Below are 25,782 nucleotides of genomic sequence, written 5' to 3'. Positions count from 1 at the left end.
GGCACTGTGGGTTTGCGGGGTGTGAGCCGCATGGATGCGGCGACCAAGCCTACAGGGACGTATTTACGGCGTCCCCGCAAACCCACAGTGCCCCGCCCTCCCCCAGTGGACCCGCTGTTGCTGTTGCTGCTGCCGTTGCTTCGGCTTCGGCAGGTGCCGGGCGCAGCCCGGCCGAACCCCCTTACTTCTTTGAGCCCGGCTGGTTCAGCGGCTCCATCGCGCGGAAGCGCTGGCTGTATTCGTCGGTCAGGTTGCGTGCTTCCTGGCCGTTGCGGACGATGGTCGGGGTCAGCAGCACGATCACTTCCGAACGACGGCTGGTGCGGCTCTTCTGGCCGAACAGTGCACCCAGCACCGGAATCCGGCTCAGGCCGGGAATGCCGCTGCTGCCATCCGTGGCCGAATCGGTGATCAGGCCGGCCAGCATGATGGTGTCCCCGCTCTGCACCGCCGCCTCGGTGGCCAGCTTCTTGGTGGAGATGCGCGGGTTGCAGTTGCGCTCCTGCGGATTGCAGTTTTCCGGCACGTCCGATGCGCTGCTGATCTCCTGCACGATATCCAGGAACACCGTGCCGTCGCGGGTTACGCGCGGGCGCACCTTGAGGATCACGCCGGTGTCGATGTACTGCACCGAGCTGTAGCTGCTGGTGCCGATGCCGGTGTTGACCGTGGTGGTGTTGATCGGCACCTTGTCGCCGACGTTGAGCGTGGCCTCGGCGTTGTTGCGCACGAACACCGAGGGCGTCTGCAGCAGGCGCACGTCGGTGACCTTGTCCAGCGCACTGACCACGGCGGCGCCGTTGTGGCCGGTGAACGCCCAGTTGGCACCGTCGGTGCCGGTCACCGCGCCGGCGAAGGTGTTCCAGGAACCGCCGGCCATCGCCGGCAGTGACAATCCGGACAGCGCGCCGGTCAGCGCGCGCCCTGCCACGGCGTTGTCGAAGTACCAGTTCACGCCGTACTTCAGGTCGCCGGTCAGCCCGACTTCGGCCACCTGCGCTTCGATGTGCACCTGCAGCGGCATCACGTCCAGCTTCTCGATCACTTCGCGGATCGAGCGCCACGCCTGCGGCGTCGAACGTACCAGCAGCGTGTTGGTTTCCTCCACCGCCGACACGCCGACACGATCGCCTTCCACTTCCAGGCTGATGCTGACGTTGCCCGACTGGCGCTGCGGCAGGTTCAGGGAACCGGAGCTGCCGCCGCCACTGCTGCCGCTGCTGCCACCCACCGTGTTGTTGAAGCTGCTGCCGTTGTTGGCGTCCATGCCGCGGTCGCCATCGCTGCCCAGCTGCGACGGAATGGCGCCCGGCGCCAGCGATGCCGAGCCGGCGCCGCTACGGTTGCCGCTGCTAGCGAAGGCTTCGCTGAGGCGTTCTGCCAGGTCGCGGGCCTTGATGTAACGCAGTTCATGCGAGAACAGGCGCGCGCTGCCACCGGCGGTATCGATGCGGTCCAGCCACTGCTGGATCTGGTCCAGGTAGCGCACCTGCGGGGTGATCACCAGCACGGCGTTGGCGTTTTCCAGCGGCAGGAAACGGAACATGCCGGCGCTGGGCGTCTTGCTCTCTTCGCCGAAGACCTTCTCCAGGTCGGCCGCGACCTGCTCGGCCTTGCCGGACTGGATCGGGAACACGCCCACCGACATGCCCGAGAGCCAGTCGACGTCGAAGATTTCGACGGTATGCAGGTAGTTCTCGAGTTCGGCACGCGTGCCGCCCAGGGTGATCACGTTGCGGCCGCTGTCGACATTGACGATGGCATTGGGCCGCGCATAGGGCTCCAGCACCTTCTTCATCTCGGTGGCGGAGATGAACTGCAGCGGCACCACGCGCACTTCAAAGCCGCGTGCGCTGGATGCGGGCGCGGTGCTCGGTGCCACGGTGCCGGCCAGTGCCTGGTCGGCGGCGACGATGTTGTAGCGGCCACCGCTGTAGACCATGCGGGCGTTGTTCCAGCCCAGCACCATCTCCAGCAGGTTCAGTGCCTGTGCCGGCGACACCGGCTTGGGCGTGGCCAGGGTCACCGTGCCCTGCACCCCGGGGGCGATCACGTAGTTCTGGCCGAGCATGTCTCCGAGGATGGCCTTGACCACCGCGTGTACCGACTCGCCTTCGAAGTTGAAGGTGGCTTCGCCGGAGCTGGCCGCATGCAACGCAGGCGACGGCTTGCGCGCGGCCTCGCGGTTGATCATGGTGCCGGTGCCTCGGCGGATCACCGCCTGCGGTGCGCCTTGGACCCGATCGGCCGCATCGGTCTGCGCATCGTCAGCCGCCTGACCGGCGCTGGCTGATGGCTGCAGGTTGCCGTTGCGTTGCACATGCGGGGCGGACACGGTGCTGCAGCCAACCAGAAGCGTCAGGGCAAGGGACCAGGGAAGAAAACGCAGATTCATGCATTCACTCTATCGGTTGGTGCCATCGCCCGGGGGCGGCGACGGTTGTTGCTGCTGTTGCTGCAGCTGACGGCGGCGGGCCTGGATGCGTTCGCGGATGGCCTGCATCTGCGCTTCGCTGGGACCGTTGGTGTTGGCAGGGGGTGCGGCGGGCGCAGCCGGTGCAGGCGACGCCGGCGCCACGTTGCCATCGCTGGCACGTGGGTTGGGCAGGGTCTGGCTGGGCGCCGGCTGTGGCGGTGGCGGCGGAACCACCGCGCCGGGTACAGGCGGCGTGCCGTTGGCCCCGCGCAGGACTGTCGGTGCTTCACCGCCCTGGCCATTGAACACGGCCAGTTCCAGCACCTGGCTGCCACTGGAGCCGATCACCGTGGCCTGGCGCGGTTCCAATGCGACCAGTTGCCAGCCATCGACGGCATCACCGTTGAGGCGCAGGCGCAGCGAGCGGCCCTGCTCGGTGGTGAAGGTGGCCATGCTGAAATCACGGGTGAGCAGCACGCCGGTCAGGCGCAGCGCGGGACTGGCGGCGGCTTCGCTGCCGCCCAGCAGATACGGGCGTGGCTTGCGGTCTTCGGCGAACAGGGGCCGCTCGCTGATCACGCTGTAGCTGTCTGCGCCGGCCATGCGTTCGGGCGCCAGCACCGGCAACGCCGGCAGCGCGGCCTGGGCGTCGCCTTCTGCGCTGACCGTGGGCAGCTGGCTGCCAAGACCGAAGCCGGTGGCCAGCCAGGTCGCGGCCGCCCATCCTGCCAGCGCCAGCAACAGTCCCGTGCGCAGGTTGATCTGCTCAAGCTTCATCGGCCACCTCCTGCGCATCGGCAGCCGGCTGCTCCGCCGGTGCCGGTACAGGTGCCGGCGGCGACACCACCGGCGCCGCTGCAGGCGGCGTGGCCACGGGCGCTGTGGCGGGATCGGCGGCCGCACCCGGCAGCAGGTAGCCGGCCAGCTCGAAGGACACATCCAGGCCGAGGCCGGATTCGTTCGGCGATTGCTGGAAGCGCTGCGCGATCAGGTTGAGGTTGTCCACGAACAGGCGCGGGCTGCCGGTCTCCAGGCTGTGCAGCACAGTGGCCAGTTCGGCCACGCCACAGCGCAGGCGCACCTGCATCGCCACACGGACGAAGGCGGCATCGCGACGGTTGTCGCTCAATGGCGTGCGGTTGCTGATGGTGCAGCTGCGGTTGCCCGGGCTGGCCATCGCCACCGCATCCTGCAGGCGTGCACCGAGCGCGGCCGCAGCGGCTTCGGCGGTGGCTTCCTGCAGGAACCCGGGGCGCTGCTGCAGGGCGTCGCGGGTTGCGCGCAGCCGCTGTTCGATCTGTGGTTGCTGCTGCAGCTGCGCCTGTACGCGCTGCTGGCGTTCGCGCAGGGCAGCGGCATCGGCGTCGATCTCGCGCAGCGGCTGGGTGAACCACGGATGCACCAGCAGCAGGTAGGCCAGGCCCAGCACTGCCAGCAGCAGTGCCAGTGCCAGCCAGCGGTCACGGCGTGCGCTTGGCATCGGCATGGGCCGCCTCCGTGGTTTCAGTCGGGGCAGATGCCGGCACAGGGGCCGCCGCAGGCAATGGCTGCAGTTCGGCGGTCAGGGTGAAGCGGTCGCGGCCACTGGCGGCACCATCGGCCTGCAGCACGCCGGTGAGGTTCACCTTGCGCCATTGCGGCGCGTCCTGCAGCAGCGGAACCAGCTGCGATGCTTCGCTGCTGAGGCCAATCAGCTGCAGGCTGTTGTTCTCGATCGCCAGTTTTTCCAGGTAGGTGCCATCGGGCAGGCGGCGGGTCAGTTCGTTCCACACTTCGACGGTACTGGCGCGTTGGTTGCGTTGTGTTTCCAGGAACGCCGCTCCGTCCAGCAACGCCTGCAGCTGGCTGCGCTCGCTGGCGACACCACGCGCGCTGCGGGCACTGCGCTCGACCTCTTCGCGCAGTGCATCGACAGCAGCGCGGCGGTTGTCCAGCAGCTGCATCGCCGCCAGCACCAGCATTACCAGCGCCGCTACGGCAAGCAGCAGGTTCCAGCGCCGCATCGGGTCCGGCCGCTGCTGACGCTGCGCGGGCGGCAGCAGGTTGACCTGCAACGTGCGGCCCTGTGCATCGATCGCATCAACACCGGCCAGCGCGTCAGCCCAGTCGCCGATCTGCGCACGCCAGTCATCGAGCTGGCGCAGCGGCCAGGCCACCAGCTCCACCTGCAGCAGGCCTTCGCCGGCACTGCCCAGTTCACGGATGTCATAGGTGACCTGGCTGGCTTCGAACGGTGTCTGCCGGTCGATCTCGTAACCGACTACCGCACGCAGGCGGTCACCGGCGGCGGCGGGCAGACGCAGCGTGCGCCGCAGGACCTGCCCGGCGGGCAGCAGCCACACCCGTGGCAGGCTGCGCAGGCGCGGCTCCAGCACGCGGTCAAGGTCCGCCGGTTGCAGCGGCCACGGAAGACGGGCCACGGGCTCGAGCCCGTCACCGGTTTCGCGCCAGACCTGCAACTGCCCGTCTTCGCACTGCAGCAGCAGGCGGGTCTGCGACCAGCCCAGCGCCCATTGCCAGCGCATCGGCACCCAGGCCAGCAACGACTGCCGCCACCAGCGCAGGAAACGGCCGGCACCGGGGCCGATCTGGCCCTGCACCTGCCGCAGACTGTCCTGCCAAGCCGTCATCTTGCTGCCATTCCCTGCTCCCAGCGAAGCACTGTGTAGGTCCGGCCGGGCACCCCGCCCGATCCGTTGCGCACCACCGCCTGCAGCACCGACAGGCGTCCGCTGCCGTCAGTGGCGCGGGACTCGATACTATAGGTGCCACTGCCGCTGGCAAGCGCCGATGCACCCGCAGCGTTATCTCCGTCACGCTCCTGCTGGGCGCGTTGCGCCAGCAGTTGTTCCGCATCCAGGCCCATTGCCGTCAACACCGGACCACTGGCGAAGCGTGGATCCGGGCGCGCCTGCCGGCTGTAGAGCGTCAGGTGCGGCAGCATCGCGGCGTACAGCGACCCGCGCATTCCCAGCACCCGCTGCAGTTCGCCCAGGGTTTCAAAGCGCTTGTTGCGCGGGCCATAGGGCAGGCCTGCGGCGGCGTACTCGGGCGCCTCGGCACCGCCACCGGGCTGCAGCAGGCTGTCTTCGTCGCGCCAGTCGATGATCGCACCGGCCAGCTGCGTGGCGGTTTCAGCCGGCTCGCCCAGTGCCTGCATGAATGCGGACAGCAGCGCCGCATCCGCCAGGTTGAGGTTGATCTTGCCGTTCTCGTCCAGCACCCGGATCTCGATGCGGGCGTCGTCGAACTGCCAGCGATAGGCGCGGCCGTCGGCCTGCCACGGCGGACGCTGAGGATCTGGCTGCAGCCGCAGCAGCGCGTATTCCAGGCCCGCGCGCGCCCGCTCCTGGCCACGTGCATCGTCACCGAGCACCCGCTGCTGCAGGTGCTCGACCCGTGCGCTGAGCGCAAAGGCGCCGACCAGCGCAGTCATCAGCGCGATCAGCCACAGCACCAGTACCAGCGCGGCACCGCGTGGACGCTTCATCGCGCGCCTCCGCTGCCGCCGGCGCGCAGTGCCACCACCAGCGGCGGCCAAGGCGTGCCCCTGCTTGGCACGACCTGCACTTCCACCAGCAACGGCAGGCGCCGGGTGTCATCCCAACGGGGCAACCATTCGGTCATCTGCCCGTTGCTGGCGTCGACACCGCGATAGCGCAGCCGTACGTCCTTCAAGTCCTCCGCCAGCACTTCGGGCGGGCGCGGCGGGTTCTCTTCGATGCGCTCGCCTTCCTGCAGCAGTACCAGCTCCAGCAGCAAGCGGCGGTGGCCAGCTGCGCCATCCACCTGCAGCGCATGCAGGTACGGGCCGCCGCGACCGAGATAGCCCGGCAGATCGGCAACGAATTTCATGCCCTGATCGTCGCCCTGGAAGAACACCGGTTCACGGGTGGGATCGGGCACTTCCAGCGGGCTGCGCAGGGCGCTGGCGAGCTGGCGCCGCAGCAGGGCCTGCACTGCGCGCATGCGTTCGCTCTGCGCGGCAATCTGCTCACCGCGCTGGCTGATCGCCATCGCCGAGCGCACGCTGGCGAACGCCAACGCCAGGCCGCCGGCCAGCAGCACCGTGGCCAGCATGACTTCGATCAGGGTGAAGCCGCGCGCGCGGCGCCTCATCGCGCATTCTCCAGCGCGGGCGGCAACAGACGCAGGCTGCGCCAGCGCAACTGCTCGCGCTCGCTGTCGCCCCAGCGCACCTGCAGCTGCAGTTCCGCCAGCCACGGTGCACCCGGCGACTGCGCAGCGGGCAGCGCACCACTGCGCGGCTCGGCCCAGGGCTGCACCTGCAGCTGCCAGTGATAACGCCCCTGCTCCCACTCGCCCTGCTGGCTGCCGGCCTGCAGTGGCGCTTCCACCCCAGCGGCCGCCAGCAACGACTGTGCGTGCAGCACCGCGCGTGTGCGCAGCTCGGCATCGCGCACCTGGCGCGCGCCACCGGACAGGCTGCCCAGCAACAGCGTCAGCGCCAACCCGAGCAAGGCGAAGGCAATGATCACTTCAAGCAGGGTGAAGCCACGGGAGCGCGACCTCATTGCGCCCGCCACGGTCCGGAACGGACTTCACCGGTCAACCAGCCCACATCGATGCGCCACTCCGCGCTCTCCAGCTGCAGGCGGATGCGGCCGCCACTGGAGCCGCCGTCGGGATGGAATTCGATCACCCCCTGGCCGGGCGCGGTGGCCAGCTGCGCGGCACCTTCGAACTGCACCTTCAGCTTGGCCGGCACTTCACCGTGGCGCTGGCTGGCGCCCTGCCAGCGATGCTGCGCCGGTTCGATCACGAAGCGCTGCGGTTCGCCGCGGGCAATCGCCTGCGCGCGCACCATGCGCAGCTGGTTGGCGATGTCCTTGCCGGCACTGCGCAGCTGCATGCCGGCAAAGCCGCGCGACATGCCAGCGGCGGTGATCAGGCCGATGGCCGCGATCAACGCGATCACCAGCAGCATTTCCAGCAGCGACAGGCCCGTCGCGCGCCTGCCGTGCAGGCGCGGGCGGGATACCCGGCGCGGCAGGAAAAGCAGCATGCGTGCTTACGGCTGGTAGCGGATGTCAGCGTCGACGCTGCTGCCGCCGGCCTTGCCGTCCTTGCCCAGGCTGATCAGCTCATACGCCTGGCCTTCGCCCGGTGCGCGGTACTCCAGCGCGTGGCCCCACGGGTCGTTGAGGTCGGCGGGCTTGGCATAAGGGCCCAGCCAGCCACCGACGCCGGCCGGTGCGGTCACCAGGTCGTTGAGCGAGGCAGGCAGCTTGCCGGTGTCGATCTGGTAGTTGTCGACCTTGGAGGCAACGGTCTGCACCTGCGCCTTGGCGATGTTGGCCTTGCCACGGTCGGCGCCGCCGAGCACGCGGCTGGCGACCAGGGTCAGCACCGCGCCGATCAGCACGATGACGATGATGATCTCCAGCAGGCTCATGCCCGACTGGTGGCGTGCGGCAGTGAAGGAAAGGCGGATCGGTCGACGGGAAGCAATCATGGTCGGTCCTTTCAGGTACGGGATGTCGGGGTTGCGAAGGAGGCCATCGTCAGCCGATGGCGTTGGTGAGGTCGTACAACGGCACCAGCACGGCCACGATCACCGCGCCGACCACCGAGGCCAGCACCAGGGTGATCGCCGGCACCATCGCCGCCAGCAGGCGGTCGATGCGGCGGGCACTGTCCTGTTCGAAAGTATCAGCCGCTTTCAGCAGCATGGTATCGAGCGCGCCGGACTCCTCGCCGACCTGGATCATCTGCAGGGCGAGCCGGGGAAAGCGCTTGCCACGCGACAGCGCCAGCGACAGGCCGGTGCCGTTCTTGACCTCGTCGGCGGCGGTTTCCAGATCGGCCGCCAACGCGCGGTTGCCGAGTACGTTGCGGGCGATGCCCAGCGCCGCCAGCAGCGGCACGCCGTTGCGCAGCAATGTCCCCAGGGTGCGCGCCAGCCGCGCGGTTTCCAGTTCGCCCAGCAGGCGGCCGATGCCGCGGCGCTGCAGCAGCCAGCCATCCAGCGCCAGACGGAACGCGGGCTGCCGCGCCTTGCGTTCGAACAACAGCAGCAGCACGCCCGGCACCACCAGCAGCAGCACCCACCAGTCACGCACGAACAGGCCCAGCTGCAGCACCAGGTTGGTGAACCACGGCAACGCCACGTCCAGGCTTTCGTACATCTGCGCGAACTGCGGCACCACATAGCCCAGCAGGAACAGCAGTGCGCCGCCCACCACCACCAGCAGGATCGCCGGGTACACCAGCGCGTTGATCACCTTGCCCTGCAGCGCACGGCTGCGTTCGAGGTAATCGGCCAGGCGCTGCAGGGTATCGTGCAGGCTGCCACCGGCTTCGCCGGCGCGCACCATGTTCACGTACAGGCGCGAGAACAGGCCGTGCTGGCGTTCCAGCGCGGTCGATAGCGGCGCGCCACCGCGCACCACGTCGCGGATGTCGGTGATCGCGCGGCGCGAGCGCTCGTCTTCGGGCAGGCTGAGCAGGATCGACAGCGCGCGGTCCAGCGGTTGCCCGGCACCGAGCAGCGTCGCCAGCTGCTGGGTGAACTGCAGCAGTGCCGCCCCCTGCAGCGGACGCTGGCGGAACAGGCCGCGCAGGCTGCTGCCGCCAACCGCCCCGCCGTCGGCCAGCTGCGTTTCCATCGGCAGATGGCCCTGGTCCTGCAGGCGCGCGACCAGCTCGGCCTCGCTGGCCGCTTCCATCTGCCCGTCGAAGATCTCGCCGTGCGTATTGAGCGCCTTGTAGCGATAGTTCGGCATGTCAGCCCCTGCGTCCTGCGCGCATCAGCCTTCCTCGGTCACGCGCAGGACTTCCTCGAGGGTCGTCTGCCCGCTCAGGGCCTTGCTCAGGCCGTCCTCGTACATGGTGCGCATGCCGGCTTCACGGGCGATGCGTTCGATCTCGCCCATGCCATCGCGACGCATCACCGCACGCCGCAGCGCGTCGTTCATCACCAGGAATTCCATGATGGTGGTGCGCCCCAGGTAGCCGGTCGGCGCCAGCGCCGACGGCTTCGGCCGGTACAGGTGGATCGTTCCCTGCGGCTGCAGGCGACGCAGGTCGAAGCGCTCGATCTCTTCCGGCGAGGCTTCGTAGCGCTCGGCGTGGGTCGGCTCCAGCCGGCGCACCAGGCGCTGGGCGAGGATGCCGTTGATGGTGGAGGTGAGCAGATAGTCTTCCACGCCCATGTCGAGCAGGCGGGTGATGCCGCCCGCGGCATTGTTGGTATGCAGCGTGGACAGCACCAGGTGGCCGGTCAACGCCGACTGGATCGCGATGCGCGCGGTTTCCAGATCACGCATTTCGCCGATCATGATGATGTCCGGATCCTGGCGCACGATGCTGCGCAGGGCATTGGCAAAGTCCAGGCCGATCTGCGGCTTGGCCTGGATCTGGTTGATGCCTTCGATCTGGTACTCGACCGGATCTTCAACGGTGATGATCTTGACGTCGGCGGTGTTGAGCTGGCTCAGCGCGGTGTACAGCGTGGTGGTCTTGCCCGAGCCGGTCGGCCCGGTCACCAGCAGGATGCCGTGCGGCTGTTCCAGCACCTTGCGGAACTGCGGCAGGAAGGCATCGGTGAAGCCCAGCCGGTGGAAATCGAACACCACCGTCTCGCGATCGAGCAGGCGCATCACCACACTTTCGCCATGCGCGGTGGGCACCGTGCTGACACGCAGGTCCAGTTCCTTGCCCTGCACGCGCAGCATGATGCGACCGTCCTGCGGCAGGCGGCGCTCGGCGATGTTGAGCCGGGCCATGATCTTGATGCGGCTGATCACCGCAGCAGTCAGGTTGGCCGGCGGGCTCTCGCCTTCAACCAGCACGCCATCGACGCGGTAACGCACTTTCAGCCGGTTTTCGAAAGGCTCGACGTGGATGTCCGAGGCGCGCAGTTCGACCGCGCGCTGGATCACCAGGTTGACCAGGCGGATCACCGGCGCTTCCGAGGCGAGATCGCGCAGGTGCTCGATATCGTCCACTGCACCGCCTTCGCCATCGGCGGTTTCCACGATCGCCCCCATCGCGCTGCGGCCTTGGCCGAACCAGCGCTCGACCAGATCATCGATCTCCGCGCGCATGCCCAGCAGCGGTGTGACCGGCACACCCAGTGCCAACTGCACGGCCTGCTGCGGGTAAGGATCGTGGGCGTCGGCCAGCCACAGCTGCACGCCGTGTTCATCCAGCGCCAGCGGGCATACATGGAACTGTTTCAGGAAGCGCAGCGACAGCGGCAGGCCTTCGGCCAGTGCCTGCGGCGGCGATTCAGGCAGCTGCCGTCCTTCCAGCAGCGGCAGGCCCAGCACATCGGCGCTGGCCTGCGCCTGGTCACGTTCGGACACCAGTCCCAGCCGTACCAGCAGGCCAAGCAGGCTGCCACCGGACTCGGCATGCAGCGGCCGCGCACGCGCCAGATCTCCTTCCTTGAGCCGACCACGTGCCAGCAGCGCATCGAGGATGCGGCCTTCAGTGTCGTCGATGGCGGTGGCAGCGAGCGCGTTCACGTGACTCTCCTGTCGATCGTCCCGACTTTAGCAGTTAAGCCGTGGTTTCCACCCGCTCCGATTCCTCTTTCGTAAAAAGACGAAGCCCGTCACACAGGTGACGGGCCGCGCTTATTCATTTACGACAGCCCGTTATTACTGGGTCGCCAGGATGCTCACCCCGCTGTAAGCGGCCTCACCCACCACCTTGATGTAGTAGGTACCGGCCACCGGCTTGGCCACGCGCACGGTTTCGGTATTGCCCGGGCGGGTCGACTTGGCATCGTTGTCGGTCGCGGTGGGCACGCGACCCTGCGCCAGGTACACCGACACATTGCCGCTGCCGCCGTAGGTCAGCACGCTCAGCGTCTTGCCGGCCGCCGCTTCGAAGGTGTAGACGGTTTCGCTGGCGGCTGCACCGGCCAAGCCACCCACGGTCACCTTGTTGGTCAGCGGAATGCCTTCCGGCTCGCAGTTCTCGGTGCACGGCTCCTTCAGCGCGGTATCCAGCGCGGCCTTGGCATCGAGGATGCCGCTGCCGATCGGGGTCGCCGCCGGGATGGTCACCGGGAACTTGCGCGCGCTCTGCTTCAGCAGCGTTTCCAGTGCGGCCGGGGCCAACGGCTCCTTGCCCTTGGCGATCAACGCGCTCTGCACCATCGCGGCCACCGCGGCAACGTGCGGCGAGGACATCGACGTGCCGCCCTTGCCCATCAGCACCCACTCACCGGCGTCCGGGGTGGTTTCCGAACTGGAACCGACCTGCCAGATGTAGCCGTTCGGGTTGCCGTCGACGCTGCCGCCACCGCCCGGGGCCGACAGGTCAACCGCGGTGCCGTAGTTGGAGTAATAGGTGATGCCACCGGTGACACGGGTCGCACCCACCGCCACCACGTTGTTGCAGCTGGCCGGACGGTACTTGGAGGCGTTGTCGGTTTCGTTGCCGGCCGCGACCACCACCAGAGTGCCGCGCGACACGGCGCCGTTGATCGCATCCTGGTAGGCGGCATCGCAGGCGCCGCCACCGCCCAGGCTCATGTTGATGATCTCGGCCGGGTTGGTGTTGGCCGGAATGCCCGGCACGGTACCACCGGAGGCCCAGGTGATGGCGTCACTGATGTCGGCCAGGGTGCCGCCGCACTTGCCCAGCACGCGCACCGGCAGCACCTTGGCCTTGTAGGCCAGGCCCGCCAGCGCGCTGCCATTGTTGGTCACCTCGGCAATGGTGCCGGCAACGTGCGTGCCGTGCCAGGAACTGCCTTCCGGTTCGGAGCCGGTGTAGCACTCGTTGGCCGTTTCCACCCAGTCACCGTAGTCGGTGGCGCCCGGTGCGCGGCCGTCGTTCGGGCGGCGCGAGGATTCCTTGTCACTGATGAAGTCGTAGCCTTCCAGCAGGTTGCTGCCGAAGTCCGGCACGCCCGGCAGGATGCCGGTATCGAGCACGGCGACCACGATACCCTCGCCCTGCGAGAGATCCCATGCGGCCGGGGCGTTCACACCACCGGTGGCGTTGAAGAAGTTCCACTGGTACTGCGCGTAGTTGGGGTCGTTGGGCACCAGTGCCGGCTGCGCGTTGGTGGCACGCAGGTCCGAACGCTGCAGGCGCACGTTGGCCACCGCGTACTGCACCGACGGATCGGCATTCAGTTCAGCCAGCACCTTCTGCATGTCGGCCGCGCCCAGCTTGGACTTCAGGCGGATCAGGTCGCCACCGGCACCGAGCTTGCGCTCCACCAGGGGGGAGAGTGCCGCAGCACGGCTGGTGGTGCCGCTGCTGACGATGGCACGCGACAGTGCCGACTGCACCACCGACAGCTTGGTCGAACGATCGCTGGCGGCAGCAGTGCCGTTGCGGTACTTCACGATGATGCCGTCCACGCTCTGCTGGGCAGTGCTGGCCACGCGCGCCGGTTCCTTGGCCACGCCCGGCTTTGCCGCATGCGCCGCACCGACGCCGACAGTCAGAGACAGCATGGCGGCAGCCAGCACATTGATGCGAAGGGTCTGCTTCTTGGTCACGTTCGAAATCCTCTTCAAGGTCATGGTTGAGCTTTCCTTCTCCGCCCGTTGCACGGACGGAGCTCACTACGGCCATCACTCCCTGCGACTGCCCTGGCTGGCCCACCAGGGTTGCCGTGCCACGCCCCTTTGGCGCTCACTGCTCGACGTGCCGATGGGGTTGCCCACCGGCACGTTGTTGCGCACTTACCAGCCGAAGCCGGCACCGACGCCGACCGAGCTGTCATCACTGCTGAAGGCACCACCGATGGTGACCGTGGCGCGATCGCTGATCGCACGCTGGTAGCCCAGCGACATGGCCGACTCGCCGCCCTGGAAGCCGATGCCGACGCCGACCCGGTTCTGGGTACGGATGCCGGCGGCACTGGTGGCCATGTTGAGCATCGCCGAGCTCATCGCGCCCTGGCGGTCGATACGGCGATCCATGTGGCGCAGGCGTCCATCCACTTCGCCCTTGAACACATCGAAGCTGTCGGTGACCGCCTGCACGCGGCTGTCGGTGTAGCTGTTGGCGGTGGTGATGCCACGGTCCAGCTGGCCCTTGTTGACCGCATCGGTTGCAGTGATACCAGCCGCCACGTTGGTGACCTGGCGTTCGTTGCCCTCGCTGCCGACCGAGACGGTGTTGGCGCGATCGGCAACCGAGCCCTGGCCCAGCGCCACCGCATTGGCCGCCGTCGCACTCGCGCCCTGGCCGACCGCGGTGGACGATGCACCACTGGCCACAGCGCCATCACCCATCGCGACGGCGTTGATGCCACCGCCTGCGACCAGTGCAGGCTGCGCACTGCCTGCGCTGGCTGCAGTCGGAGTGCCCTGCACCCGCGCCGTGGTCGATCCGCCATCCGCCAGGCTCGCATCGGCGCTGGCCGACGCCGTGGCCGCGCTGGCCGCGTCGGCGTCCAGCGGAGCGGCCATCGAACGCAGGCTGGCCGCGCCGGAACGCGTACCGCTGGCGGTACGACGATCGATCTCGCTGACCTTGCGGTCCAGTGCACCCAGCGCGTCGCCGACATTGTTGTAGGTGGAACCCTGGATCACATAGTTCGGCGCAACGAACACCCCCTGCATGCCGACGCTGGCACCGCCGCCGAGGAAGCTGGCGGCATCGCTGAGCGACTGGAACAACTGCCCACCGTTGATCGCCTGGCGGCTGCCGGACGCAATGCTGCCGGCGCCGACGTTGTCGATGGTGGTGCCCTGGATACCGGCCAGGGTCAGGCGGTCACGGCTGGCATCGTCGTAGCCGACCGAACTGGCCGCGCTGGTTTCAACGGTGGCGATGCGCGAGTCGAAATCACCGACCCGGGTTTCCACCGCGCCCACGCGCTGGTTGGTGACGTTGAGCTGCGAACCGGTCACGGCATCGCTGCTGCCGGCGGCGATACGGCCGTCGGCGACGTTGACGATGCGGCGCCGGGCCGGGCCGTTTGTGCCGTTGCCGCCACCGACCGACACCACGTTGGCCTCCAGGGCGGTCGCGCCCGTACCCAGAGCCACCGAGTTGACGCCGGTCGCACCGGCGTTGGCACCCATGGCAATCGCACCGCTGGCGGGCACCGTGGCGTTGCTGCCCAACGCGATGCTGCGTGCGCCGACGGCAGTGGCAGTCGAACCCATCGCCACCGAATCAGCGCCCACTGCGCTCGCGGTTCCACTGCCGTTACCACGGAAGTAGCGGTTGGTGGTGTTGGCTGTAAAGGCGACCACATCCAGCTGCCCGCGATTGACGGCATCGTCCCACTCGGTGCCGTTGGCGACGTTGGTGATCTGCCGGTTCAAGCCGACGTTGCCCACCGACACGGTGTAGGCACGGTCGGCGACCGAGCCGCCACCCAAGGCGACGCTATTGGCCCCGTTAGCCTGGGCGCTGACACCGAGGGCCGTTCCGTTACCGCCCACGGCCTTGGCGCCATAGCCCACCGCGGTACCGAGACGGCCACTGGCCTCGGCGTAGGCACCGATCGCCGAAGCGCCGTCCGCCGTTGCGGTGGCACGGAAGCCACTGGCCTGCGACTGCGTGCCGCTGGCGGTGGACTGCGCGCCGCTGGCGGTGCTGTAGGCACCCTTGGCCTGTGCACCGGCGCCTGTGGCACTGGCGCCGAGCTCGCTGGCGGCGGCACCACTGCCCAGCGCCACGCTGTCCACGCCGGTGGCCTGTGCCGCGTTGCCCAGCGCCGCGCCGTTGGCGCCGCTGGCCAGCGCATTGAAGCCCACCGCAGTGGCGTTGGCCGCGACCGCGGTGGCACCGCTGCCGAGCGCGCTGGCGCCGTTGCCGATCGCATTGGCCGCTTCACCCGCGGCCAGCGCGTTGTCGCCTTCGAAGTACGCCCCGGCATCGCTGTCGGCACTGCCGCTGGCCTGGAAGTGCTTGCTGGTTCTATCGGCGACACTGGCCACGGCATCCAGCTGGCCCTTGTTCACCGCATCGGTGGTCTCGGTGCCGGCGGCAACATGGGTGATCTGGCGTTCGTTGCCTGCGCTGCCGACGGCCACCGTGTTGGCACGGTCCGCCTTCGAACCAGCACCGAGCGCGACGCTGTTGGCAGCGCTGGCCGTCGCGCTGGCACCCAGAGCGGTGCTGTCAGCCGCATCGGCCCACGCATTCCAGCCAATTGCGGTGGCGTAGTCGTCGGTGGCCCAGGCACCGGCACCGAAGGCTGCTGCACCGGTACCGCTGGCACGCGACGGGATCAGGCCGAAGAAGGTGCTGCCACCGATGGCGACACTCTCTGCGCCACTGGCGTCGCTGGATTGACCGACGGCGACTGCGCCGCTGCCTGCTGCTGCTGCACCGAAGCCGACAGCCGTGGTGTTGGCACCCGTCGCTGCCGAGCCGTAGCCCAGCGCAGTGCCGAGGCGGCCGCTGGCTTCGCTGTAGCCACCGATGGCGGTGGTGCCGTCGGCCGAGGCCGCACTGCGGAAACCACTGGCCAGCGATTGCGCACCGCTGGCAACAGCCTCTGCACCGTTGGCCGTGCTGTAGACGCCGCTGGCCTGTGCCGCGGTGCCGGTGGCGGTAGCGCTGATACCACTGGCCACCGCGCCGTTGCCGAGGGCGGCACTGTCTGCGCCGGTGGCCTGTGCGTTGCTGCCGACCGCGGCCGCATTGCTGCCCGTGGCCAGCGAGTTGAAGCCCACGGCGGTCGCGTTGGCGGCCACGGCCGTGGCACCACTGCCGAGCGCGGTGGCGCCGGTGCCGATCGCATTGGCCGCTTCACCGGCAGCCAGTGCGTTGTCGCCTTCCACGTAGGCACCGGCATCACTGTCGGCGCTGCCGCTGGCCTGGAAGTACTTGCTGGTCTTGTCCGCCGTGGCAGCGACGGCATCGAGCTGGTTCTTGTTGACCGCATCGGTGCCTTCAGTGCCCGCGGCGACGTGGGTCACCTGGCGTTCGCTGCCGGCACTGCCGACGGCCACCGTGTTGTCACGGTCGGCCTTGGAGCCTGCGCCCAGGGCCACGCTGTTGGCACCGTTGGCGGTAGCGCTGGCACCCAGCGCGGTCGACTCGGCGCCATCGGCCCACGAGTTCCAGCCGATGGCGGTGGCGTAGTCGTCGGTGGCCCAGGCACCGGCGCCGAAGGCCGCTGCGCCGTAACCACTGGCACGCGACGGCACCAGGCCGAAGAAGGTGCTGCCACCGATGGCCACGCTCTCATCGCCGCTGGCTTCGCTGGAATCACCCATGGCCACCGAGCTGGCGCCCGACGCCGCAGCGAACACACCGGCAGCGGTGCTGTTGGCACCACTGGCGACGGTGCCATAACCGAGCGCCGAGCCGAGTCGGCCACTGGCTTCGCTGTAACCGCCTACTGCGGTGGTGCCGTCTGCAGAGGCTGCCGAACGGAAACCACTGGCCAGCGACTGCGCACCGCTGGCGACCGCCTCGGCACCGTTGGCGGTGCTGTACACCGCCGTCGCCTGCGCGCCTGCACCGGTCGCAGTGGTGCTGATTTCGCTGGCCACCGCACCGCTGCCGAGGGCCGCGCTGTCTTCACCGGTCGCCTGCGCGTTGTTGCCCACTGCGGCCGCGTTGCCGCCGCTGGCCAGGCTGTTGAAGCCCACCGCCGTGGCGTTTGCGGCTACCGCCGTTGCGCCACCGCCGAGTGCGGTGGCGCCGGTGCCGATCGCATTGGCGGCCTCACCGGCAGCCAGAGCGCTGTCGCCTTCCACGTAGGCACCAGCATCGCTGTCGGTGCTGCCACTGGCCTGGAAGTACTTGCTGGTCTTGGCCCCTTCGGCGGCCACTGCGTCCAGCTGGTCCTTGTTCACTGCATCGGTACCCTGGGTACCCGCTGCCACGTTGGTGATCTGGCGGGTGTTGCCGCCACCACCGACCGACACGGTGTTGTCGCGGTCGGCAATCGAATCGGCACCCAGCGCCACGCTGTTGGCACCGCGCGATTCCGCCGCATTGCCCAGCGCGGTGCTGTTGGTGCCCGGCGCATAGGCGCCGCCGCCGACCGCGGTGGAATAGTCGCCGGATGCTTCGGTCGCCAGCAGGCCGAACAACGAGCCACCGACGGCCACGGCATTGGTGCCGGTGGCCAGGCTGCCCTGGCCGGTGGCGGTGCTGTAGGCACCGGATGCTTCCGAATCGCCGCCGAGCGCCACGCTGTTGGAGCCGGAGGCGTTGGCGAAGTTGCCGAAGGCGGTGGCGTTGAATGCCGATGCGTTGGCGTAACCACCGATGGCCGTGCTGTAGCCGCCGGTCGCTTCGGCGCCGATGCCGAACGCCGCCGACGCGGTGCCGCTGGCCACGCTTTCACTGCCGACCGCCGTGGCGGCCTCACCGCTGGCGTTGCTGAAGTAGCCCACCGCCACGGCTTCCTCGCCGCTGGCCTCGGACAACACGCCGGTGGCGGTGCTGCCGGCGCCGCTGGCCACCGAGGCCGCACCGAAGGCTGCACTCTGCTCGCCGCTGGCTTCGCTCTCCGCACCGTGCGCGGTGGCGTATTCGCCGGTCGCCTGTGCGTTGGCACCGATGGCGCTGGCATTGGCTGCGGTGGCCAGCGCATTGAAGCCGATGGCCTGTGCATTGCTGGCCAGTGCATTGGCACCACTGCCCAGCGCGGTGGCGCCGTTGCCGATGGCATTGGCCGATTCACCGGCGGCCAGCGCGTTGTCACCTTCCACGTAGGCACCGGCATCGCTGTCGGCGCTGCCACTGGCCTGGAAGTACTTGCCGGTGGTCGCCGCACTGGCTGCAACCGCATCGAGCTGCGACTTGTTCACCGCATCGGTGGCCTGGGTACCGGCCGCCACACTGGTGATCTGCCGCTCGCTGCCGGCGCTGCCCACCGACACGCTGCGGTCACGGCTGGCCACCGAACCGGCACCCAGCGCAACCGCGTTGTTGCCACTGGCCGTGCTGCCCGCGCCCAGGGCGATCGCACTTTCACCGCCAGCCACCGTGTTGGTGCCGATGGCGATGCTGTTGATGCTGTTGCCCAGTGCCTGGAAGCCCAGCGCAACACTGTTGTCGCCGTAGCTGAAGGCGCCGCGGCCGACGGCGGTGGAACTGGTGCCGTTGGCCCAGCTGTTGTAGCCGATGGAGGTCGCGCCGTTGGCGCTGGCCCATGCCGCCGGACCGAACGCCGAGGCATTGCGGCCGGTGGCCCAGGCGCCGGCACCGAAGGCAGTAGCGCCCTCTTCGCTGGCGGTGCTGTAACCACCCACGGCGGTGCTGTCGTCGGACTTGGCGAAGGCGCTGTCACCGATGGCGACGGCATAGCTGCCGGTAGCGCGCGACTTGCCGCCCGCCGCGAAGCTGTTGTCGCCGGTGGCCTGTGCCGCATTGCCGAAGGCGCTGCTGCTGGCACCGGTCGCCTGCGCGGCATTGCCGACGGCGGTGGACCCGGCCGACGCGGTGGTGCCGATCTGCACCGGATTGCCCTGGTCATCCAGCAGCGGCTGGTTGTATTCGTCGTACGCCTGGCCGAGGCCACCCACGGCCACTGCACCGTCGCCATCGGCGAAGGTATTGCGGCCCAGTGCCACGCTGTCGGCGCCGATGGCCGCAGCGCCTGCACCCTGTGCCAACGCGCCGGCACCGATGGCGTTGCTGGCCGAACCCGCCGCCACCGCACCCTCGCCTTCTGCGTAGGCACCGGCATCGCTGCCGCTTTCCGGTTGCGCCTGGAAGAAGCGCGCGGTGGTGTCGGCGGTGCTGGCCACGGCGTCCAGCTGTGCCTTGTTCACTGCATCGGTGGCTTCGCTGCCGGCCGCCACGCTGGTGATCTGCCGCTCGTTGCCGGCACTGCCCACGGCCACGCTGTTGGCGCGCACCGCTTCGGAATTCGCACCCAGTGCAACGCTGTTGGCACCGCGCGCGGTGGCGTAGTAGCCGACGGCGGTGCTCTGCGCGCCACTGGCCCAGGTCTGCGCACCCAGTGCGCTGGCGTTCTCGCCCGGTGCGTAGGCGAAGTAGCCCACGGCGACCGACTCGGCACCGGAGGCCTCGGTCAGGCTGCCATTGGCCACGGCGTGGTCACCGCTGGCAATCGCGCCGGCACCGACGGCCGTGGCCGCCTCGCCACTGGCCTGGGTCTGCACGAAAAAGCCCAGGCCCGGGATCAGGTCGGCCGGACCACCGATGGCCACACTGCTGGTGCCGGTAGCGTTGCTCTGCGTACCGACGGCCGTGGAGTAGTCGCCGATGGCATTGGAGACCGCACCGAACGCCGACGACTGCGCACCTGCCGCGTAGGCACCCACACCGTACGCCGAGGCGGCGAAACCGCCGGCATCGGCGCTGGCACCGACAGCGGTACCGCCGACCCCGGCACTGGTGGCACCGGTCTCTACCGGCACGCCACCACTGGTGATCAGCGGATTGCCATCGGCATCCACCGCGGCGCCGCCGACGGCGACGCTGCCCGGACCGACTGCCTGCGCGTTGTTGCCGAAGGCCGCACTGTTCTGGCCCGAGGCCAGCGCGTTGTTGCCGATCGCAGTGGCGTTCTGCGCGACAGCGGTTGCACCTGCACCGACCGCGGTCGTGCCGTTGCCGATCGCATTGGCGGCTTCGCCAGCGGCGAGCGCGTCATCTCCCTCGGCCCATGCGCCGGCATCGCTGTTGCTGCTGCCGGTGGCCTGGAAGCGCTTGGCGGTGGTATCGGCTACTGCCGCCACGTCCTTCAACTGGCCAACGTTGACCGCATCGGTATCTTCGGTACCTGCGGCAACACTGGTGATCTGCCGGGTCAGGCCGTAGTCGACCGCGCCTACCGAAACGGTATCCACGCGATCGGCCAGCGAGCCGGCGCCGAGCGCCACGCTGCCGGTGGCCACGGCGGCCGAATTGGAGCCAAGCGCGGTGCTGTACTCGCCCACTGCGGTGCTGAACGCACCGACGGCAATGGAGGCTTCGTTGGCGGCCGTTGCACCGCGGCCCAGCGAGGTGCTGCCCGGGCCCATCGCCACCGCGCCTGCACCGACCGCAGTTGCGCCATCGGCGCTGGCTTCGGACAGTGCGCCCAGTGCGGTGGCTGCGCCGTTCTCGCTGGCGGCGACGGCATGGGCACCGACGGCGGTATCGCCCAGGCCGAATGCGGCCGCGCTCTGCCCGACCACCACGCTGGCATCACCGAAGGCGAGCGCGTTCTGGCCGAAGGCACTGGCACCGACGCCCGCAGCAATCGCCTGGGTGCCGACCGCAGTGGTGGCGTTGGCCAGCGACTGGCTGCCGCTGCCGACCGCGATGGCGCCCTCGCCTTCGATCTTCGCCGCGTCGCTGTTGTCACCCGCGCCATCGGCCTTGAAGTAGCGGCTGCCCTCGGCCGCTGCCTGCGCAAGCGCCGCCTGCGTGGCGCGTGCCTGTGCATCCAGCTGCGCCTTGTTCACCGCATCGGTGGCGGCGGTACCGGCGGCGACGTTGGTCACCTGCCGTTCCTTGCCGGCATCACCGACAGAGACGGTGTTGGCGCGTGCTGCCTTGGAACCGGCGCCCAGCGCCACGCTGTTGGCGCCTGTGGCGCTGGTACCCGCGCCGATCGCCACCGCGTTGCTGCCCTTGGCGCTGGCAGTGCCATCGACCGCGCACTTGTCCACCACCTTGCTGTTGAGCACCACGCAGTTCGCGCTGCCGCCAATCTCGACCGACTGCGCCGAAGCGATGCCGGTCATGCCCAATCCCATTGCCAAGGCCAACGCTGCGGCCAGTCGTGCCGGCGCGGCATCCGTCGCACTGCGGCGCTGGTCGACGACCCCGCCTGATGAGCTGGAAGAGGCCAGTTCCGAGGCCACCACCAACTGACCCAATGCTTTGTTCCAGACCTTGCGATAAATCCGATTCATCGGTACGGCTCCTGATTGGACTGGTTTTGGGCAAAGCAACGCCACCGCCGAACCTTCGTGGTTCAACGTCCCCTGGGGGCGTTATTCGCGTGATTTACTGCGGGGTATTGCCGAACGGCGCGCAGGGACAGAAAACCGAGCGCATGCGCCGTGCGGTTACTGCGGGATGAACAGATTTGAAACGGGGGTCAAGTGTTAACGGCATCTTTGCGAATCGTCAAGAGTTTGACGCAGCAAAAGCCATTGCCGTGAAGCAGTTCACTGTTTCACTTGTTTATGTACGTATTTCGTTAGGCGTACGTGAGGGAATCCTCACATATGAAAACGTATGTAACTGATGGCCAGCACAGGATTTTCCGTATTCAAAAAGAAAAACCCGCCGGTTTCCCGGCGGGTTTCCATACGCGATGGCATCGTCAGCTGCGCAACGCGTGTGCGATCAGCCGCACCACACCCGTGCGTTGCGGAACATGCGCATCCACGGTGAATCGCCCTGCCACTCGGCCGGGGCCCAGCTCAGGTTGAGCGCGCGCGGGGTGCGCTCCGGGTGCGGCATCATGATGGTCACCCGGCCGTCGGTGCTGGTCAGGCCGGTGATGCCGTCGGGCGAGCCGTTCGGATTCAGCGGGTACTGGCTGGCGACGTTGCCGTTGCCATCGATGTAGCGCAGCGCGACGCGGGCTGTGGCCTGGTCGACGGCGTTGTCGAACACCGCCTGGCCTTCGCCATGCGCCACCGCCACCGGCAGCCGCGAACCGGCCATGCCACGCAGCAGGATCGACGGCGACTCCACCACCTCCAGCAGCGCGGTGCGGGCTTCGAACTGCTCGCTGGCGTTGCGGCGGAACTGCGGCCAGTGTTCGGCACCGGGGATGATGTCCTTCAGCTGGCTCATCATCTGGCAGCCGTTGCACACGCCCAGGGCGAAGCTGTCCTCGCGCGCGAAGAACGCGGCGAAGGCATCGCGCAGCGCAGTGCGCTCGAGGATCGAGGTCGCCCAGCCACGGCCGGCACCGAGCACGTCGCCGTAGCTGAAGCCGCCGCAGGCGACCAGGCCGGTGAAGTCCTGCAGCGCCACGCGGCCTTCGATGAGGTCGCTCATGTGCACGTCGAATGCGCGGAAGCCGGCACGTTCGAAGGCGTTGGCCATTTCAATCTGGCCGTTGACGCCCTGTTCGCGCAGGATCGCAACGCGCGGACGCGCCCCGGTCTGCACGAACGGCGCGGCGACATCCTCATTGAGGTCGAAGCTCAGCTTCGGCTTCAGGCCCGGCGCGGTGAAGGCGCGGGCGATCTCGCGCTCGGCATCGGCGTTGGCCGGATTGTCGCGGCGCTTCTGCATCGCGTGGGTGACCGACCACCAGGCGTCGAACAACGCTTCCCAGCGCCATTCGGCCAGCGAGTCACCACCCAGCGACACCCGCACCACCGGCGCGGTGGTCGGCTTGGCGATGCGCTGCGCGCACTCGGTCAGCGCATGGCGCTCGACCAGGTCGGCGAACGCGGCGCGGTCTTCGCGGGCGATCTGCACAACAGCGCCCAGCTCTTCATTGAACAGGCTGCGGAACGGATCATTGCCCCAGGCGTCGAGGGTGATGTCCAGACCCAGGCGCGAGGTGAAGGCCATTTCGCACAGCGCGGCGAACGCACCACCGTCGCTGCGGTCGTGGTACGCGCGCAGCAGGCCGGCCTGGCGTGCATCGCGGATCAGCTCGAAGAAGCCACGCAGGCGCTGCGGGTCGTCCAGGTCCGGGGCGGCACCGGCGAACGCCGGCAGGTCGCCATGGTCGGCGTGCACCTGGGCCAGGATCGAACCGCCCAGGCGCTGCTTGCCGGCACCCAGACCGATCAACCACAGCTCACTGTCGATATCGCGGTCCAGCAGCGGGGTCAGCTGCTGGCGTGCATCGGCCACCGGCGCGAACGCGGTGATCACCAGCGACACCGGCGACACGCTCTTGTGCGCCTCGCCCTGGTCGTGCCACTGCGCCTGCATCGACAGCGAGTCCTTGCCCACCGGGATGCTGATGTCCAGCTGCGGGCACAGTTCCATGCCCACCGCCTTCACTGCGTCGTACAGCAGCGCGTCTTCGCCCGGGTGGCCGGCAGCGGCCATCCAGTTCGCCGACAGCTTGATTTCATCCAGCGCATCGACCGGGGCCGCGCACAGGTTGGTCAGTGCTTCGCCAACGGCCATGCGGGCCGAAGCAGCCGCGTCCAGCAACGCCAGCGGCGTGCGTTCACCCAGTGCCATCGCCTCGCCGGCCACGCCGTCGAAATCGGCCAGGGTGATCGCCACGTCGGCCACCGGCAGCTGCCACGGGCCAACCATCTGCTCGCGCGCGGTCAGGCCGCCGACGCTGCGGTCGCCGATGGTGACCAGGAAGTTCTTGGAGGCCACCGTCGGGTGCGCGAGCACGCGCAGACCGGCTTCCTGCAGGTCCAGGCCAGCGGTCTTCAGCGCCGGCCAGCGCGGTGCCGGCGGGTGCGCGGTATCGCGGTGCATCTTCGGCGGCTTGCCGAACAGCACGTCCATCGGCAGGTCGATCGGCGCGTCGGCCGGAATGTTGCCCGGCACGGCGCCATAGGCCACCACCAGGTGTTCGGCGGCGGTGGCGACACCGACCGCAGCGAACGGGCAGCGCTCACGTGCGCACAGCGCGGCGAATTCGGCCAGGCGCTCCTGCGCCACGCCGAGCACGTAGCGCTCCTGCGACTCGTTGCACCACAGCTGCATCGGCGACAGCGACGGATCGTCGGTGGGCACCTTGCCCAGGTCGATGATGCCGCCCACGCCGGAATCGTGCAGCAGTTCGGGAATGGCATTGGACAGGCCACCGGCACCGACGTCATGGAAGAACTTGATCGGGTTGTTGGTCCCCATCGCCACGCAGCGGTCGATGACCTCCTGGCAGCGACGCTCCATTTCCGGGTTGTCACGCTGCACGCTGGCGAAGTCCAGGTCCTCGGCGCTTTCACCGGAGGCAACCGAACTGGCGGCACCGCCGCCGAGACCGATCAGCATCGCCGGGCCGCCGAGCACGATCACGGCATCGCCGTCCTGCAGCAGGATCTTGTCGACCTGCACGCGATCGATGGCGCCGAGGCCACCGGCCAGCATGATCGGCTTGTCGTAGGCGCGCACCAGGTCGGCGCCTTCCGGCAGTTCGAAGCTGCGGAAGTAGCCGAGCAGGGCCGGCCGACCAAATTCATTGTTGAACGCAGCGCCGCCCAGCGGGCCGTCGGTCATGATCTCCAGCGCCGGCGCCATGCGCGGGTTCAGCGCGCGCGGCGCTTCCCACGGCTGCGGCAGCTCGGGAATGCGCAGGTGCGAGACCGAGAAACCGCTCAGGCCGGCCTTCGGCTTGCCGCCACGACCGGTTGCACCTTCATCGCGGATTTCGCCACCGGCACCGGTCGAGGCGCCCGGGAACGGCGCGATCGCGGTCGGGTGGTTATGCGTTTCCACCTTGATCTGGAACGCGCTGGGCACCTGCGGTTCGCGGCGGTACTCGCCGCTGGCCGGGTCCGGACGATAGCGCGAGGCCGGATGACCTTCGATCACCGCCGCGTTGTCGCTGTACGCGCTGAGCGTGTGCTGCGGCGTCTGCTGGTGGGTGTTCTTGATCATCCGGAACAGCGAGCGGTCCTGCTCCTGGCCGTCGATGGTCCAGCTGGCATTGAAGATCTTGTGCCGGCAGTGCTCGGAATTGGCCTGCGCGAACATCATCAGTTCCACGTCCGACGGCGACCGGCCCAGCGCGGTGAAGCGTTCGCGCAGGTAGTCGATCTCGTCCTGTGCCATGGCCAGGCCGAGGCGCTGGTTGGCGGCCTCCAGCTGGTCCACCGGCACGCGCTCCAGTTCGCCACGGGCCGGAGTCGAGAACAGGGACTGGCCCTGGTCGACGGTTTCCAGCACCGACTGCGTCATCGGGTCGTGCAGCACCTTGACCAGTGCCTGCTGGGCGGCAGCGTCTGTCGGCCAGCCCTGTACGTCGATGCGCAGGCCACGCTCGACCCGGCTCACCGGCTGGCCGGCACCGCGGACCAGCTCGCTGGCCTTGCTCGACCACGGCGACAGCGTGCCCAGGCGCGGCACCACGATGCGGCTGACCGCACCGTCAGCGACCGCCTCGGACTGCGGGCGGGCTTCCAGGATGCGGCACAGGGTGTCGACGTCGGGGGCGGCAGTGCCCTCGGCCTGCACGAAGTAGACGTGCCAGGCACCGCTGATGCGCAGGGAGGGAGCGATGGACTGCAGGCGGGATTCAAGACGTTCGCGGCGGAACGGCGACAGGGCGGGCGCGCCCTCGAGGACCATCATGTCCGGGGAACCGTAGTTGGGAAACGGGCCCGACATTGTACCGGAAGCGGGGGTAGGCTTCGGCCGGGCGGCGCCCGGCACCCGCAGAGGCCAGAGCAACCGCCAGAGCCGAGGCAACGGCCAAAGCCAAAGCAACCGCTGGATTGCTGTGGGCTGGGCGGCGCGGTGGGGGCCAGCAGGACACGCCGTAAACCCATCCATGGGGGCTCGATGGCGCCATCCATGGCGCCAACGGTCCTGCTGGCCCCCACCAC

The 25,782-nt window shown here is 68.8% G+C and carries 14 protein-coding genes; all 14 read right to left on the bottom strand.

Going from position 1 to position 25,782, the window contains the following annotated elements; all coding sequences use genetic code 11:
* Positions 1-181: 181 nt before the first annotated feature.
* The 14 genes from gspD to purL all read right to left on the bottom strand — a co-directional run bounded on the left by gspD (position 182) and on the right by purL (position 25,528).
* On the bottom strand, positions 182-2,395 hold the full coding sequence (gene gspD, locus ACFX4F_RS05175) for a type II secretion system secretin GspD (RefSeq protein WP_099820345.1): 2,214 nt from the start codon (positions 2,393-2,395) through the stop codon (positions 182-184).
* Positions 2,396-2,404: 9 nt separating this feature from the next.
* Positions 2,405-3,193, bottom strand: coding sequence for a hypothetical protein (locus ACFX4F_RS05170; RefSeq protein WP_380652913.1), 789 nt, complete (start codon positions 3,191-3,193; stop codon positions 2,405-2,407).
* A complete protein-coding gene (gspM, locus tag ACFX4F_RS05165) occupies positions 3,183-3,902 on the bottom strand; it encodes a type II secretion system protein GspM (protein WP_380652910.1) in 720 nt (239 codons plus the stop codon). The genes ACFX4F_RS05170 and gspM overlap by 11 nt, the downstream gene beginning before the upstream one ends.
* Positions 3,877-5,046: a PilN domain-containing protein gene (locus ACFX4F_RS05160; RefSeq protein WP_380652907.1), complete on the bottom strand. Its 1,170-nt coding sequence runs from the start codon at positions 5,044-5,046 to the stop codon at positions 3,877-3,879. Before ACFX4F_RS05160 ends, gspM begins: the two co-directional genes overlap by 26 nt.
* A complete protein-coding gene (locus ACFX4F_RS05155) occupies positions 5,043-5,906 on the bottom strand; it encodes a general secretion pathway protein GspK (protein WP_380652904.1) in 864 nt (287 codons plus the stop codon). Before ACFX4F_RS05155 ends, ACFX4F_RS05160 begins: the two co-directional genes overlap by 4 nt.
* Entirely contained in the window at positions 5,903-6,535 is a 633-nt protein-coding gene (locus tag ACFX4F_RS05150) for a type II secretion system protein J (protein WP_380652901.1), read from the bottom strand. Before ACFX4F_RS05150 ends, ACFX4F_RS05155 begins: the two co-directional genes overlap by 4 nt.
* Positions 6,532-6,951 (bottom strand): prepilin-type N-terminal cleavage/methylation domain-containing protein, encoded by a 420-nt coding sequence (locus ACFX4F_RS05145; RefSeq protein ID WP_380652898.1) that lies wholly within the window; start codon positions 6,949-6,951, stop codon positions 6,532-6,534. The genes ACFX4F_RS05150 and ACFX4F_RS05145 overlap by 4 nt, the downstream gene beginning before the upstream one ends.
* Complete coding sequence (locus tag ACFX4F_RS05140) at positions 6,948-7,442, bottom strand: GspH/FimT family pseudopilin (RefSeq protein WP_099820352.1); 495 nt, start codon at positions 7,440-7,442, stop codon at positions 6,948-6,950. Before ACFX4F_RS05140 ends, ACFX4F_RS05145 begins: the two co-directional genes overlap by 4 nt.
* 6 nt (positions 7,443-7,448) lie before the next feature.
* Positions 7,449-7,892 (bottom strand): type II secretion system major pseudopilin GspG, encoded by a 444-nt coding sequence (gene gspG / locus ACFX4F_RS05135; RefSeq protein ID WP_032951922.1) that lies wholly within the window; start codon positions 7,890-7,892, stop codon positions 7,449-7,451.
* Between the two features lie 49 nt (positions 7,893-7,941).
* Positions 7,942-9,162 (bottom strand): type II secretion system F family protein, encoded by a 1,221-nt coding sequence (locus ACFX4F_RS05130; protein ID WP_089238681.1) that lies wholly within the window; start codon positions 9,160-9,162, stop codon positions 7,942-7,944.
* A 24-nt stretch (positions 9,163-9,186) separates the two neighbouring features.
* Positions 9,187-10,908, bottom strand: coding sequence for a type II secretion system ATPase GspE (gspE, locus tag ACFX4F_RS05125; protein WP_099820353.1), 1,722 nt, complete (start codon positions 10,906-10,908; stop codon positions 9,187-9,189).
* Positions 10,909-11,043: 135 nt separating this feature from the next.
* Complete coding sequence (locus ACFX4F_RS05120) at positions 11,044-12,930, bottom strand: S8 family peptidase (protein ID WP_380652892.1); 1,887 nt, start codon at positions 12,928-12,930, stop codon at positions 11,044-11,046.
* A 162-nt stretch (positions 12,931-13,092) separates the two neighbouring features.
* A complete protein-coding gene (locus ACFX4F_RS05115) occupies positions 13,093-21,204 on the bottom strand; it encodes an ESPR-type extended signal peptide-containing protein (RefSeq protein WP_380652889.1) in 8,112 nt (2,703 codons plus the stop codon).
* A gap of 439 nt (positions 21,205-21,643) precedes the next feature.
* Positions 21,644-25,528: a phosphoribosylformylglycinamidine synthase gene (gene purL, locus ACFX4F_RS05110; protein WP_380652886.1), complete on the bottom strand. Its 3,885-nt coding sequence runs from the start codon at positions 25,526-25,528 to the stop codon at positions 21,644-21,646.
* Positions 25,529-25,782 lie beyond the last annotated feature (254 nt).

Origin of the sequence: Stenotrophomonas sp. YIM B13575, from assembly GCF_042787595.1 — a bacterium.
GTDB classification, from domain to species: domain Bacteria; phylum Pseudomonadota; class Gammaproteobacteria; order Xanthomonadales; family Xanthomonadaceae; genus Stenotrophomonas; species Stenotrophomonas lactitubi_B.
This window is presented reverse-complemented; position numbering and strand designations above follow the sequence as displayed.